Genomic DNA, 13,415 nt, shown 5'->3' on the forward strand with positions numbered 1-13,415 from the left:
AGTTCGGCCGGCTTTCGAAGACGATGTTCTCGATCTGGTAGCCGTCGCGCTCGAGCGTCTTCGTCACCTTCGCATTGAGCGGCGTCTTCTCCGGCAGCGGTCCGAAGCATTCGCGGATGCGCTGCTGCACCGACTTCACATAGGCTTCGGCGTCCGCCTTTGTCTTCAAAGCGTCGCGACGGGCGTTGCCACGTGCCTCGGCGGCGCGCACTTCATCCACCAGCCAGTTCTGCATCATGCGCGGGAAGCGGTTGAGTTGCGGCAGGGCGCTCGCAGTCGTCGTGCTTGCTGCGCTTTGCGCCATGGCCGGAGTCGTGGTGCAAAAGAAAGTCTGCGCCAGCGGCCATCCCATCAGTCCCAGGCCGGCGGTTTGAAGAAAGTCACGACGGCGGGAAAGGGGAGTGGAATCCATGGGTGGGGTGGGTTGGAGCGTGAAGAATATCGGCGGGGAGTGGCGTTTCTTTCCCATGCAACCAACCGCTTCGCCGAATCGCCGTCAGTTTCTCAGCACCGCTGTTCCCTTCATCGTTTCTGCCGCCACGCTGGGGCGTGCGGGAGCTGTTTCGCCGAATGGCAAGGTGCGTCTCGCGTGCATTGGTGTCGGTGGTCAGGGCACGAGCAATCTGCGGAACCTGATGGCTGACGAGCGCGTGCAAATCGTCGCCGTGTGTGATGTTGATGCCGAACATGCCGAGCGCGCGGCAAAACTGGCAGGACTGGCGAAGGGCGATGTGTATCGCGACTTCCGTGAAGTGCTGGCCCGCAGTGATGTGGACGCGGTCATGAACGCCACCCCGGATCACTGGCATTCGAACGTGGCCATTGCCGCGGCGAAGGCCGGCAAGGATTTGTATTCGGAGAAGCCGCTCGGCGCGAGCATCGTCGAAGGCCGCGCCATCTGCCGTGCGGTGGCGGAGAACAAGCGTGTGCTGCAATGCGGCACCTGGCGGCGCTCCGGCATGAAGGTGCGCATGGCCTGCGAGCGAGTGCGCAACGGCTACATCGGCGAGTTGAAGGAGATCGAGATCGGCGTGCCGGGCACGTTTGCGGTGCGCGGTGGCTACACGGGACTGGAGGCGGCGCAGGAGGTGCCGCCGCATCTCGACTACGCCATGTGGCTCGGCCCGGCGGCGGAGAAGCCCTACACGGCGGCGCGTTGTCATTTCAATTTTCGCTGGATCGAGGAATACGCGCCCGGCTACATCACCGACTGGGGGGCGCATTTCCTCGATGTGGCGCAGTGGGGCGCAGGCATGGATGACACAACCCCGGTGGAAGTCAGCGCGACGGAGGTGAAGCGCCGCCCATCAGGCATCTATGACGCCGCCGAGGGCTTCCGCATTGAGTATCGCTACGCGAACGGCGTGCGCGTGGTCATGCTCAGCACTGACGACAAAACGAAGTGGGGCACGCGCTTCATCGGCAGCGAAGGCTGGATCTTCACCGAATCCGAAGTGCTGAAGGCCAGTTCGGACGACATCCTCCGCGTGAAGCTCAAGGACAGCGACGTGAAGCTCTTCGAGTCGAAGCAGCATCATCGCAACTTCATCGACGCCGTACTTTCCCGCGGTCGCACCACTGCCACCGCGGAAATCGCCCAGCGCGCCGCCACCACCTGCCACATGGGGGCGATCTCGGCGGCCCTGAAGCGTCCTCTAAAGTTCGACCCAGCCGCCGAGCGTTTCGAAAACGACGAACAGGCCAACCAGATGCTGGTGCGCCTGATGCGGGAGGCGTGGAGGATCGTGTGAGGGATAGCGATGTTTGCCAACTGAGCGTCGACCGCTGCCGAACCATTTCAAAGGTTCGACCTGTATTGAATTGAGCGGCATAAATGCAATGCTAAGTATTGCTTATAAATCGGTTAAGGGGCTTTTATCCATGTTTTCCAGCAATGCTCAAGAAAGGGGCGCGGCATAGGTGCTGCCCTCCGACTTCGCTTACTCGGCCTGCGCTCCGAGCAACTGAAACGCATATGCCGCAACCCACAGTGCGGCGTAGATGACGATGATCCAAACGGCCAGGCGTGTGAGCTTTGAAGTTGGTGAGCTAGGAGGTGGGGGTGTCAAAACAAAGGGCTTGTGTCGGGTTCAGTGTTTTCGGTGCCATATACTCCATAACGTTTCACGCAGTTAGCTCAAGGAATGATCCGCACAATAGCGTAGGGTGGACTAATTTTATTCCATGCAAGGTTAGGAAGATCCATGAGACACCCGCAAAGGTCTTGTGTGCTCTTTCGGTTGCCTTATCATCGCTTAACAAACCCTTCAGGAGTCGTGCATCGACCCTGTAACGCCTTCGAAATTGGTCGGCACGGTTTCGACGGAATCCTCTTCAATGATTACACGTTAAATATCCCTACAGGCAGCAGATGCAGCGAAACGCCGTCAAATGCCGAAACCGACAGGAAGAGAAGAAGTCAACCTCCCGTAGCAACCTTCGTTTTAGGCACCGACACCATACACTTGGTGTCGGTGCCGGTTGAGTATGAAAATTCAAACGTTGGATTTTAGCCGGATCGAGGCGAAAATGCCTCATGACACCACGCCGCAAAGACGCCAACCAGAAGGCCGCCAAGCAGGTCGCCAAGGTCACGAAGACCAAGTTGCCCAAGGGCGAGGATCTTCTGGGCAGTGATGAATTGAAGCGGGCGCTGGCGGATGCTATGCGGAAAAAGTAGCCAAAACACCTGCGCCTGTAGATCCGCTCTCATTCATTGGAATCCAAAGAATCGGCTAAATTTCTAGATTCTAGTTGCTTCAGCCGATTCTTAGTGTCACCTGTGCTCTATGAACAGGGTATTTGTGGAACAGAAGATTAAGACGCTTGAGACGGAGGTTGATAGACACCGCAAGGAAGCAGAGAATCACCGTGCTAATGCTGAATCGGCTGAATGGGAAGCGGAGAAGGCAGAAACTGCACTCGCAGCTTGGGTTGAGATGCTTAATGAAATAGATACTTCCACAGACAATCATCAACCCGCCTCTCAAGCTGAAATGGCCCTTGCCCTGCCGGTCGTGACACTGGGGCAAGCTCTCGAAGATGCTGCACGAGTTCTTGGTAACTTCACAAAGGGTGACTTGGCGGGTCGCATCAAATTGAATCATCCCAAGCTGGAATTCGCAGCCAAATCGCTAGATAAGCCTCTCCATGCTCTCATCGACTCAGGGCGCGTGGCCAAGGTTCGGGACAGCGTTGGGCACAATCCAGCAGTTTACCAATACAAATAACGATTGGTTCGCAGATATGCTTTTGAAATGAAATTAACTAGACAGCACGGCCCGGACTAATTCACCCGTCCGCATCCGTGCAGACATAAATAGCACGACCCGCCAGCCTGTAACTTTGAGCGGTGCAGGGCTGGCGGGTCGGAGGGTGATACTCTATTGGGCACGTAGGTTAACGGCAGACCACCTGAGCTACTCACCTGGGAAGTCTGGGTTCGATTCCCAGCGTGTCCACACCGAGTTTCATGCGCATAATATCGTTTGGAGTTGCAGAATTCAACTCTTTTTGTTCTGGAGCCATTGTTCCAAGAGGCGATCCAGCAGGGCAGAGAGGTTGTTTTCCCTGTGCCTCGCCTGTTCAACTAGGGCTTCATTGAGGGTTAAATTAACCCTAATCTTACCAAGGGACGGGCGCCCAGATCCTTCACGGGAGCCACCGCGCGGCGGTTTTGTGGTTGCCTTCTTCATTGAATAAATGCGCATAATATCAGTTGCGCATGTTGAATATATGCGCATAATATCATCATGGCAAACAAAAGATTGGATCAATCCAAGCAGGCTTTAATCCTTGCCGCTCTCTGCGAAGGCATCGCCATCAACAGCGTGTGCCGCATGTTCAAGGTGGGCAAGCATGCCGTTCTCCGCGTGATCGAAGAAACTGGCGCTGCCTGCGAAGACTGGCACAACCGCCACTTCCGCAACCTGGCTGTGGAACGCCTCGAACTCGATGAACAGTGGGCCTACGTCCACACGCACCGGGAACGCATGAGCAGGGAACAGCGCATGCAGAACCCGGAGCGTGGCGATTGCTGGCTGTGGGCGAGCATTGACCCGGATTCCAAGGCCATCATCAACTGGCGCACCGGCAAAAGAACCGCTTTCGCCGCCCGCGACTTTGCGGGCGATCTGGCGAGCCGCATCACAGGCCGCGTGCAAATCACGTCCGACCAGCTTCAAAGCTATCTGTATTCGATTCCGAGCGCTTTTGAGGGCAGGGCTGACTATGCGCAGGAAACCAAGGTGTTTCAGAAGATTCGCGTGGATGCCCCAACGTGGCAGACCATGCGCACCAACCCTTTAGTTGGGGTTGAGCGCCAGCGCATTTCGGGCAACCCGAACCTGCGCACGTCCACCGTCTGCCACATGGAGCGGTTCTTTCTGACCATGCGACAGGGTAACAAGCGTTGCGCCCGCAAGACGCTGGCGTATTCCAAAAGCTGGGACAATCACGCGCTCACGGCCTCCATTCACATCTTCGTTTACAATCTGTGCCGCGTTCACGAAACGCTGAAAACGACGCCTGCGCTCAAGCTTGGCGTGGCTGACCGCCGCTGGACTTTAGAAGACGTGGTGGCCATGACGGAACGCTACGTGAAGGGGCAGGAAGATGCGGCGTTTGCTGCCGCCTTTGAAGGTTTCAGCACAAAACCCCGTGCCGCTCGCGTTTACGAACCTCAAACCCCAAAGACCCCTTGGTACCTTGATCCCGAGTCAGGCGGCCCTAATCCTGCCGTGAAGAAGCCCGGAATCCAGTATCAGAACGGGGAATCTGAACCATCATAATGAATCGGCACCGACACCATACACTTATGCTTTACATTGATTGGCTGTAGTTAATGGATGCCGGTTGCCACTGATTTTGAGGAGTTTAATTCGACTCCTATCCGACTAATTTTAGGGTGCGCTTCTCTTGGGCGCTACAGAAGGCCGTATCGACGATCTGCTGACCAATCCGAGAGATGTCTAGACTCAACGGGCCGATCAACGGCGCGCCCGTTTCGAGATGGTGGATGACGTGTTCGACAGCATTGCGGTTTGGAGAGAGGACGGGATCGACGGGAACCTCGAAGCCTTCCGGTCTGGCCCGGGTTTGGACGCGGATGGTCTTCTCATAGTCGTAGCAGGAAATCGTGCCGTCGGTGCCTTTGAGGACAAACCCGCACTTGGGCTGCGGCTGGAAGGTCCAGGGATCGGTGAAGGTTCCCCAGCGTGTCTCGCTTTTGCTCAAACCAAAGCTGTAACGGATGATGGCCACGGCGTGTTCATCGACCTCCAATCCGGCGGGTTCGTCCCAGACGCCGGTGACTTCGAGCGGTGCCCGTCCGCCGAGGTGCCAGGTGCCCAGCGTGGTGCCGTAGCCCATGTAGTCGAGCAGGGATCCCCCGCCCTGAGCCTTGCTGTAAAACCAGCTCGCGGCCTTCTCGGCGGCGCTGGGCTCTTTTTCGATCTTGTCAGCTCCGTGGTAGAGCGGGCCGCGATTGCCGCCATTGTGATGAAACTCTTGCACCTCGCCGATGACGCCCTCCTCGATCAGACGATGCGCGGTTTGCTGTCCGGCATCCCAGACGAGCGGCCAGTTCACCGTGAGCAGTTTTCCGTGAGGCTTCATGTCGGCGATCATCGCATCCGCCTCGGCCAACGAGCCGGCGAACGGTTTTTCCATGATGATGTGCGTGCCGAACGGTGCGATTTTGGTCACCCAGTCACCATGATTGGAAGCGGCGGGACAAAGGATGACGATGTCCGGCTTCGTCTGCTCCATGCAGGCACGGTAATCGGTGAACACCTGATCCTTGCTGAGGTCGAAATTCCGCGTGGCGTCCACCAGGCGCGCCGGTTGCTCATCGCAAATGCCCACGATCTCGGCATTCGGGTGCTCGGAGGCCTGCCGCAGCAGGTCTCCCATGTGAAAGTGGTCGAAGTTGATGCCCGCGATGCGCCATGGTTTGCTCATAGAACGTGCATCGAAGCCGAGGGGTTCGGAGATGACAAACGAAAATCCCCCTTGCCCGGCGAACCTCCGGGCCGTTTGATCGGCCGATGGCCGCCAACGAAATCCGCGATACGCCTGGTCGTCTCCTGCTTGGCTGGGCGGTGCTCCTGATCTCCCTCGTCCTGCTGGCGTGGCGTATCCACGTCCGTCCGACGGACTATGAATGGACGGAATACCCAACGGCACTGGGCGATACACAGTACTACACGGCCCTCGGCAAAGACGACCGGTATGAGCCGAACCTGAGCTTTCCCGGTCAGGAGAAAGGGGTTTACCGGAGGTCGACTGATCCGGTCACGTTGGACGATGCCACGATGCTCAAGATCGCCCAGGACAAGACCGGGCGGCACTTTGTGTACCAACCCGCCGCTGCGGGCGATGGCTCCGGTCTGCCGGTCTATTTGAAGAGTGGCGAAAACCGCTACGTCGAGTTCGGAGCGCGCAAATTCTACCCTCCCTACGAGCCCAAGATTGTGCCGTGAATGGCTTCCTTTGTGCGTCCTGAGAATGCGCTTGGCACCCCCGCAAATCTCCCTTTACTCCGCGCCCCCGAACTCTCTCTTTCCTCTCATGCCCATCGCCCGCGCCCTGCTCTCCGTCTCCGACAAAACCGGCCTCTTCGACTTTGCCCAAGGCCTCGCTGCGCTCGGTGTGGAGCTTCTTTCCACCGGCGGCACCGCCAAACATCTCAAGGAAGGCGGATTGAAGGTGATCGACGTCTCAGAGCACACCGGCTTTCCCGAAATGTTCGACGGTCGTGTCAAAACACTGCATCCGAAGGTCCACGGCGGCTTGCTTCAGCGTCGCGACAACGAGGAGGACAAGAAAAACGCCAGCAAGCACGACATTCCCGTCATCGACCTCGTCGTGGTCAATCTTTACCCCTTTGAGCAAACTGTCGCCAAGAAGGACGTTACGCTGGAGGAAGCCATCGAGAACATCGACATCGGCGGCCCGTCCATGCTGCGTTCGGCGGCCAAAAACCACCGCTGGGTCACCGTCATCACCGATCCGGCCGATTATGCGGTCGTCCTCGAAGAGATGAAGGAACACGACGGCGACACCACCCTCGCCACCCGCGAGCGTCTCGCCTGCAAGGTCTTCCAGCGCACCGGCAGCTACGATTCTGCGATCGCTAGCTTCCTGAACAAGGAGCAGGTCACCCAGAAGACCTTCAACCTCTCCCTGCCCCTCTACGCCGAACTGCGCTACGGCGACAATCCGCACCAGAAGACCTCGCTCTACGGCAATTTCGGCGACTACTTCGTCAAGCTGCACGGCAAGGACCTCAGCTACACCAACGTCCTCGACATCCAGGCCGCCGCTGAGATCGCCCTCGAATTCCGCCGCCCCACCGTCGCCATTTTGAAGCACACCAATCCCTGCGGCGTCGGCTGCGCGGACGAAGACCTGCGCGAAGCCTGGCAGAAGGCCTTTGAGACCGACAAGCAGGCACCCTTCGGCGGTGTCATCGTCGTGAACCGCAGCATGACCGTCGGTCTCGCCCGCATCATCTCGGAAATCTTCACGGATGTCATCATTGCGCCCGACTTCGACGCCGATGCGCGTGCACTGCTGCAGAAGAAAAAGAACCTGCGCCTCATTCAGATGCTCCCTGGTGTCGCGGAAGCTCTCGCCGAGCCTGTCATCCGCTCCGCTCCCGGCGGAGTCATGGTCATGGACAGCGACGCGCGCGCCCAGGGGCTCGACGATCTCGAAACGAAGGTGAAGACCGTGCGTCCTCCGACCCGCGACGAACTCGAAGCCATGCGCTTCGGCTGGCGCGTCGTGAAGCACGTCAAATCAAACGCCATCGTCTTTGCCTCGCACGATCGCACGCTTTCCATTGGAGCTGGTCAGATGAGCCGTGTGGACTCCTGCCGCATCGCCGTTTGGAAAGCCGGTGAAGCCGGTCTCAGCCTCAAAGGCAGCGTGGTCGCTTCAGACGCCATGTTCCCCTTCCCGGACGGCCTTATCGCCGCCGCCGAAGCCGGCGCCACCGCCGCGATTCAGCCCGGTGGCTCCGTCAAGGATGCCGACGTCATCGCCGCCGCAGACGAACATAAGATGGCCATGTGCTTCACCGGCGTGCGCCACTTCCTGCACTAGGAGCTTTCGTTCACTCCAGCGTCAGCGTGATGTCGAGCGTGTACTGATCCGACTTCAGGACGGTCACCGCCTTGCCGCTGGTCAGATCGAATTCGCCTTCAAAGATCGTCAGCGGTTGTACGCGGATGTCGCGTCCGGCGGGCGCGAGCAACGCAGGATCTTCCACTGACACGAAGAAGGATCTGTGATCGCTTTCCACATCGACCCGTACCACCCACAGCCGAGTGTCGGAGATCGAGATGGGTAAAGTGGTCTGCTCTCCTGTTCGCGGCACCATGGTGTTGTAGGCTTTCGCAGAGGGAGTGGAGTATCGCAGCGAAATGGAAAACCGCTGTTTCTCTTCTGCATGACTGCCGGTGGAAAGCGCCAAGAATGAACACAACAGCAAAAGCTCGAGGAGGAAACGATGACGTGAGTTCATGGGCTGTGGAATTGTGGTCGATGTGATAAAGCGATCAGACACGGCGCTGCTGAGAACGTGAATGCGACTGGTTTTATTCAGTTTCGCCCCGTGACCGTCATGAGAGACAGCGGCGGAAGAAATCCACCGTCATGCCCAATGCCTGACGCGCCAGTTCGGCGTCGTAGCGCAGGCCCTCGTCACGCAGAAAGGCATGGGCGGCATTGAGCTCATGCCAGGTGAAGTTCACGCCCGCCGCGGTGAGCGTCTGATAAATCATCGCGCGTCCTTCCGCGGGCACATGCGGATCCTGACGGCCAAAAACCAGCATCAACTCGCCCTTGATCTCCGCCGCACGGGCCAGCGAGTCATCGTTCATCCCCTGCCCGAGACTGCGCTTGTGCAGGTCTGTCGGATAAAAGCAGGCCGCCGCCGCGACGTCGGGTTGCAGTGCTGCGCGATAGGTCAGATGCCCGCCGATGCAGGGGCCGAAGGAACCGAGACGGCCGGTGCAGTCTGCGTGGTTTTTGAGGTAGTCCAGCACCGCGCGATTGTCTGCATCGTAGCCTGCCACCGGCTTCTCGGTCTTCAGGCGGTTGCCCACATCCGAACCCGCCTGATCGTAGGCCAGCACGGTTCCGGCGGGAAGGTATTCATGGTAGATCTCCGGCAGCGCCACCATGAAGCCATGTCCGGCCAGACAGGCCGCCGTGCGGCAGATCGGTCCCGTGTTTTGAAAAATCTCGGAGTGAAACAGCAGCCCCGGAAAACGACCCGCTGCCGCAGGTCGCAGGATCGTCGTGCGCATCGGGCCGGACGGTGTGGAGAGTTCAACGATTTCAGGTTCGCGCAGAGTCATGATGGAGGAAGAGATGGCGGCGAAAGGAGCCGCGTTGTTCACAGTGCTATCGCACGCCTTCTCTCCGCTCCAAGAATTTTTCTTCCGCGCTCGGGCACTGGGAATCAAGGCGTGACCGGCAGCTCGTCATTATAGGCTTGTCAGTCGATCGCCCGGCCGTCTTAATCGCATTCCGGCCAGGCAAACCTTCACCCGAAAGGTCAAACCATGATCAATCCAGCCACCATCATATTTGCGATTCAGGCAGGCATCAAACTGGCGGGCAAAGCCCAGCAGATACTGATTGATCACACGCACGAGCATTCGGCGCTCGTGCCGGTGGGCGACATCGGCGGCGATGAACTCGAGTCGGATGCCGTCGACTATTTTCGCGACCACAAGGAACTGCGCGAGCCGGGCGCGCCCTTCGCGTGGGTGAAAACGAATGCGGACAAGGTGAGCGCCTACCGCACCCTCAGGAACATTGAGGCCGGCACACCTCAGGATGCGCTGAGCATCATCAAGGAGATGAAGGGACTCGACCAGCTCGCAGACGGCCAAGGGGCGCCTCCTGCACTTCAACGCATTGTCGGTATCGTCGCGGAGATCGGCATCGATTACTTTGCACTCAATCCGGACAAGCTCGGGAAGAACAGCGGCACACGTCAGGTCCTTGTCTCCTTCATCAGCAATCTGCATGAGGTCAAATTCTCCGACGACACGCCCAAGGACATTCTGTTCAACGTCATGCACGCCTCGCTGCGCACGCTGCAGGACAACGTCACGCTGATTGATGACGACCGTCGGCTGCAAACCCTCGTAGGCGGTGTCACTCAGTCGCTGCTGGATGACTACGAGGCGCTGGGCTCCGTCGCCGCGCGCAGCCGCCGGGGAGATTTGATCAAGCGCATCTCTTCCAGCATCGTGAAAGGCGGAGCCGCCGCCTTCACCGGCAACATGGATCTCTTTCTGCCGGACGACGACAAGGCGAAGGCGCTCGTGAAGAGCACGCTCTCCGGAGTCATCGCCGGCATCGACGGCAAGGAGGATCTCTTCACCAACGAGTCGCTGGAGCTGCTCTACCACAGCGCGCTCAAGGCCGTGGCGGAAAACAGCGGCGTCTTCTCCGATCAGAAGCTTCTCGTTTCTCTCATCAACCGCACGGTCTCTGCGCTCTCCGCCACGCAGGCAGTGAAGGTGTTCGGCCCGGAAACCGTATCCGCCATCGTGCAGGGGGCGCTGGTGGCCGTGACCGAGAATGTCGAGACGCTCATCGACCCGAAGAATCCCGACAAACAGATCCTCGCCGACACGATCACCGCGCTCGCCAACGGTCTTGGCAAACGCCTCGCAGGCAACGCCACGGCGCGTGATTTGCTCTCCAAGCGCCAGCTTGTCGAACTCGCACAGATCGCCTTCGCCGAAGTCTCGAAGCATCCGGAACAGCTGCTGCATGGCGTGGACGACGATGAAGTGAAGACCGTGCTCGCCCAGATCATTGGCTCCACCGCCAAGGCGCTGGGAGACGATCCCAAACAGCTCGTCACCGGCGAGGGCTTCCTCACGCTGGTGGAGGCTGCGCTGAAAACCGGCGTGCTCAATGCCGACAAGCTGCTCAATCTCGACACCAGCAACGTGCGCGACAACGTGCTCTTCCAGGTCACGCAGCAGGCCGCCGCCGCCGTGCTCGAACACAAGGATCCGCGCCGGCTTGTGAGCCGGGACGTGTTTGTCAGCATTGTCACCGGCATCCTGCCCGTCGTCTCCGCGAATCTGGAGGGCCTGCTCGGCACCCAGCTCAAAGAGCCCGTGAAGGCCACGATCACGACCGCGCTCGATCTCGCCTCAGGTGATCTGCAAAACCGCGTCAACGGCGCCAACCTGCCCGTCTTGATCGAGGACCTGCTTCTTGATGTCCTGCAGGATGAACTTGCTCTCACTGAAACCGCCTCTGTCGTCTCCACCGCCCGGCTCATCCTCAACCACGTCGTCTAAGCCATGAAATCACATCGCCTTCCCTTGCTCGCCTGTCTGCTGGTCTCCCTGCTCTGCAGCGCCTGCCAGCAGATCCAGCCGGTCTTTGATCTCCAACACACCCAGCGAAAATTCGACGCTGCTTCACATCAGGACAATCTCGCCGCCATCGGTCAGGGTGTTCCTTCCGGCTATGCCGACGTTCTCAAGGATCTCACCTCCGAGAGGATCAACGCGCTGCCTGATCCCCGGCTCAAAGCCAATGCCTGGATGATGCGCGGCGTCTCCGAGTGGCGCACGGGTGACTATCTCAAGGCGCAGACGAGTGCGTCCAACGGCATTCAAGCCGGTCCCGAAAGTGGTTCGCGCGATCACATTCTCCTCCTCATGCTCCCCGCCCTCGCCAGTGATGGTCAGATCTTCGAAGCGTGGAAGACAGCCGGCCGGTCCTTCACCTTGGAACAATACAACAGCGTGGCGGCCAGCGACTACCCCGTCGCCCTCAAGAAACTGCGAAGCATTCCCGGCGAGTTCACCGCCAAGACCGATGCGGACACCAAAGATCTCGTCTCCTTCCATCAGTGGCGCATGTTCTTGAACTGGGACGCCCTGATCAACCACATGAAGGCCGACGAATCCGTACAGGACGCCGCCGCTGAAAGCGCCGCCAGCCACTTCGGTGGTGTCAGCCTCGCCAAACAAGCCCGTGCCGCACGCGACTCCATTCGAGCCGACAGCACCTACGGCAAGCTGATCGCTTCCCATCCCAATGGGGCGTCGTGAGTCCTTCGCATCCGCCTGCGGATGCGACGACGCTCGTCGCCATCGAATCAGATTAAAATGGTCGGGCGATCACTTGCCGCCGGCTCAAGAAAACAACCTTCCCGCAACGTCGTCGCGGGTGGTTTTGAAATGGGTGGCCACGTCGGCCAGGATGCCGGAGAGCGTGCCGACACGCATCGGGTTATGCCGTGGGACGGTCACATGATGTTCCCCCTCCTGCATTGTCGTCAGTCTCATGTGGCTGCCGGTCTGCCGGGTGATTTGATAACCGAGCGTCCGCAGCGCACGCGCCAGTTCATCACCGGTGAGATCACGGGCAGTCTCATGATCGTTGGAGCTTCAGGCGGCGAGAATCTCTTCCCTCACGCAATGCAGCCGCACCACCCCCGGACGCTTCCCTTCCTCGAAGTGGCAGCGCACCGCATCGAGCACCTGCGTGCGGACCGCTTCCAGCGTGTCCCCTTCGGTGAAGATGGACTCTCCCAGAGCACGGGCCGTGTAACCGCCTTCCGGGGCTTCCTCGACCATAAAAATGAGTTCGTTCATGAGTGATGCTGGTTTGCGGATTCGGTCGCCAGTCTCAGCGACACCCCGCTCTTTTGCAAGGAGGCTTGCCAAGACGAATCGGCCGAAAGAATCGACGAAGAAAAAGCGGCCAGCCCCAAGGAGCGGGGACATCCTGTCCCCGTGTGAATGTGAAACGGAGAGGAGTCTCCGCGCTCCTCTCGATCATGGCGCGGTGAACGGAATCGGTCACTTTTGGCGGACATAAGCGGGCTTACTCCTCCACCGATCGACCCTCGTTCCATGAGGTCTGTGACCAGCGCGTCTCCCGTGCGGCATTTTGTGGGTCATGGAAGTCGTTGCCGATGTTCATCACGCGGAAGTCATCGCCGTCCCGCTTCCAGAGAAATCCCAATGGCAGATTGCCCGAGGTTCCGGTTTGCGGCCATTCGTAACGGACTCGGGTGATTTTGAAGCCGCCGATGAAGGATGGCAGACGTTTCTTCAGACCCTCCGCGATCTTCCTTGCCCGTTCTTGAAGTTCGGGATCCTTCGGGCTGCCTTGGAGGCGGAGCCCTGCCTCAAACGTGTAGCTGCCGCACCAGGCGGTGGATTTCACGTAGGCGCTCTCGATTTGGGGATCGTTTTCAAAGTGCGCGTGGAGCGCCTTCGACACCGCAGCCAACCGCCCCTCCTTCACGTAGTAGTAGGCGCCATCCAACAGATCGACGTGCATCTCCCACTCTTCAGCGAGTTCGGCGAAGCGCCCCGCCCATCTTCGGCCCTCGAGATACAAACCACCATTCC

14 protein-coding genes, 1 tRNA gene and 1 pseudogene are annotated in these 13,415 nt (G+C 59.2%); 9 read left to right on the forward strand and 7 right to left on the reverse strand.

Annotated elements, in window-relative coordinates; translation table 11 throughout:
* A pseudogene (locus KDL09_RS17270) lies at positions 1 to 412 on the reverse strand (hypothetical protein); the annotation flags it as partial.
* A gap of 55 nt (positions 413 to 467) precedes the next feature.
* Here KDL09_RS17270 and KDL09_RS17275 point away from each other — a divergent pair.
* From KDL09_RS17275 to KDL09_RS17295, 5 genes are all read left to right on the forward strand, one after another.
* Positions 468 to 1,751, forward strand: coding sequence for a Gfo/Idh/MocA family oxidoreductase (locus KDL09_RS17275; protein ID WP_294387870.1), 1,284 nt, complete (start codon positions 468 to 470; stop codon positions 1,749 to 1,751).
* A 785-nt stretch (positions 1,752 to 2,536) separates the two neighbouring features.
* Positions 2,537 to 2,680 (forward strand): hypothetical protein, encoded by a 144-nt coding sequence (locus KDL09_RS17280; RefSeq protein ID WP_294387873.1) that lies wholly within the window; start codon positions 2,537 to 2,539, stop codon positions 2,678 to 2,680.
* 124 nt (positions 2,681 to 2,804) lie between these two features.
* Positions 2,805 to 3,230, forward strand: a complete 426-nt coding sequence (locus tag KDL09_RS17285; RefSeq protein WP_294387875.1) for a hypothetical protein — start codon at positions 2,805 to 2,807, stop codon at positions 3,228 to 3,230.
* 158 nt (positions 3,231 to 3,388) lie between these two features.
* Positions 3,389 to 3,461 (forward strand) — tRNA-Ser (locus tag KDL09_RS17290).
* A 291-nt stretch (positions 3,462 to 3,752) separates the two neighbouring features.
* On the forward strand, positions 3,753 to 4,790 hold the full coding sequence (locus KDL09_RS17295; protein ID WP_294387878.1) for a hypothetical protein: 1,038 nt from the start codon (positions 3,753 to 3,755) through the stop codon (positions 4,788 to 4,790).
* Between the two features lie 97 nt (positions 4,791 to 4,887).
* Here the strand turns inward: KDL09_RS17295 and KDL09_RS17300 are convergent, their stop codons facing one another.
* Entirely contained in the window at positions 4,888 to 5,961 is a 1,074-nt protein-coding gene (locus tag KDL09_RS17300) for a Gfo/Idh/MocA family oxidoreductase (protein WP_294387880.1), read from the reverse strand.
* A gap of 86 nt (positions 5,962 to 6,047) precedes the next feature.
* On the opposite strand from KDL09_RS17300, the gene KDL09_RS17305 reads away from it, so the two are divergent.
* Together KDL09_RS17305 and purH are read left to right on the forward strand one after the other, a co-directional pair.
* Positions 6,048 to 6,482, forward strand: a complete 435-nt coding sequence (locus tag KDL09_RS17305) for a hypothetical protein (protein WP_294387882.1) — start codon at positions 6,048 to 6,050, stop codon at positions 6,480 to 6,482.
* A gap of 88 nt (positions 6,483 to 6,570) precedes the next feature.
* Positions 6,571 to 8,109: a bifunctional phosphoribosylaminoimidazolecarboxamide formyltransferase/IMP cyclohydrolase gene (purH, locus tag KDL09_RS17310; RefSeq protein ID WP_294387885.1), complete on the forward strand. Its 1,539-nt coding sequence runs from the start codon at positions 6,571 to 6,573 to the stop codon at positions 8,107 to 8,109.
* Between the two features lie 10 nt (positions 8,110 to 8,119).
* On the opposite strand, the gene KDL09_RS17315 is transcribed toward purH, so the two are convergent.
* Together KDL09_RS17315 and KDL09_RS17320 are read right to left on the reverse strand one after the other, a co-directional pair.
* Complete coding sequence (locus KDL09_RS17315; RefSeq protein WP_294387888.1) at positions 8,120 to 8,530, reverse strand: hypothetical protein; 411 nt, start codon at positions 8,528 to 8,530, stop codon at positions 8,120 to 8,122.
* A gap of 97 nt (positions 8,531 to 8,627) precedes the next feature.
* Positions 8,628 to 9,368 (reverse strand): dienelactone hydrolase family protein, encoded by a 741-nt coding sequence (locus tag KDL09_RS17320; protein ID WP_294387891.1) that lies wholly within the window; start codon positions 9,366 to 9,368, stop codon positions 8,628 to 8,630.
* Between the two features lie 207 nt (positions 9,369 to 9,575).
* Here KDL09_RS17320 and KDL09_RS17325 point away from each other — a divergent pair, with 207 nt between their 5' ends.
* Positions 9,576 to 11,342, forward strand: coding sequence for a hypothetical protein (locus tag KDL09_RS17325; RefSeq protein ID WP_294387895.1), 1,767 nt, complete (start codon positions 9,576 to 9,578; stop codon positions 11,340 to 11,342).
* A gap of 3 nt (positions 11,343 to 11,345) precedes the next feature.
* Positions 11,346 to 12,104: a hypothetical protein gene (locus KDL09_RS17330; RefSeq protein WP_294387897.1), complete on the forward strand. Its 759-nt coding sequence runs from the start codon at positions 11,346 to 11,348 to the stop codon at positions 12,102 to 12,104.
* Positions 12,105 to 12,188: 84 nt separating this feature from the next.
* Here the strand turns inward: KDL09_RS17330 and KDL09_RS17335 are convergent, their stop codons facing one another.
* From KDL09_RS17335 to KDL09_RS17345, 3 genes are all read right to left on the reverse strand, one after another.
* Positions 12,189 to 12,365: a type II toxin-antitoxin system HicA family toxin gene (locus tag KDL09_RS17335; RefSeq protein ID WP_294387905.1), complete on the reverse strand. Its 177-nt coding sequence runs from the start codon at positions 12,363 to 12,365 to the stop codon at positions 12,189 to 12,191.
* 78 nt (positions 12,366 to 12,443) lie between these two features.
* Positions 12,444 to 12,650, reverse strand: coding sequence for a hypothetical protein (locus KDL09_RS17340; RefSeq protein WP_294387898.1), 207 nt, complete (start codon positions 12,648 to 12,650; stop codon positions 12,444 to 12,446).
* A 232-nt stretch (positions 12,651 to 12,882) separates the two neighbouring features.
* Positions 12,883 to 13,415: hypothetical protein (locus KDL09_RS17345; protein WP_294387901.1), on the reverse strand; the 533-nt coding region annotated here is incomplete at its 5' end.

Origin of the sequence: Prosthecobacter sp. (assembly GCF_020439865.1) — a bacterium.
Taxonomy (GTDB): Bacteria; Verrucomicrobiota; Verrucomicrobiia; order Verrucomicrobiales; family Verrucomicrobiaceae; genus Prosthecobacter.

Bases quoted from the DNA above. Each gene is read 5' to 3' on its own strand.
- KDL09_RS17275 (WP_294387870.1), top strand. From the start codon at position 468: ATGCAACCAACCGCTTCGCCGAATCGCCGTCAGTTTCTCAGCACCGCT.
- KDL09_RS17280 (WP_294387873.1), top strand. From the start codon at position 2,537: ATGACACCACGCCGCAAAGACGCCAACCAGAAGGCCGCCAAGCAGGTC.
- KDL09_RS17295 (WP_294387878.1), top strand. From the start codon at position 3,753: ATGGCAAACAAAAGATTGGATCAATCCAAGCAGGCTTTAATCCTTGCC.
- KDL09_RS17300 (WP_294387880.1), bottom strand. From the start codon at position 5,961: ATGAGCAAACCATGGCGCATCGCGGGCATCAACTTCGACCACTTTCAC.
- KDL09_RS17305 (WP_294387882.1), top strand. From the start codon at position 6,048: ATGGCCGCCAACGAAATCCGCGATACGCCTGGTCGTCTCCTGCTTGGC.
- purH (WP_294387885.1), top strand. From the start codon at position 6,571: ATGCCCATCGCCCGCGCCCTGCTCTCCGTCTCCGACAAAACCGGCCTC.
- KDL09_RS17315 (WP_294387888.1), bottom strand. From the start codon at position 8,530: ATGAACTCACGTCATCGTTTCCTCCTCGAGCTTTTGCTGTTGTGTTCA.
- KDL09_RS17320 (WP_294387891.1), bottom strand. From the start codon at position 9,368: ATGACTCTGCGCGAACCTGAAATCGTTGAACTCTCCACACCGTCCGGC.
- KDL09_RS17325 (WP_294387895.1), top strand. From the start codon at position 9,576: ATGATCAATCCAGCCACCATCATATTTGCGATTCAGGCAGGCATCAAA.
- KDL09_RS17330 (WP_294387897.1), top strand. From the start codon at position 11,346: ATGAAATCACATCGCCTTCCCTTGCTCGCCTGTCTGCTGGTCTCCCTG.
- KDL09_RS17340 (WP_294387898.1), bottom strand. From the start codon at position 12,650: ATGAACGAACTCATTTTTATGGTCGAGGAAGCCCCGGAAGGCGGTTAC.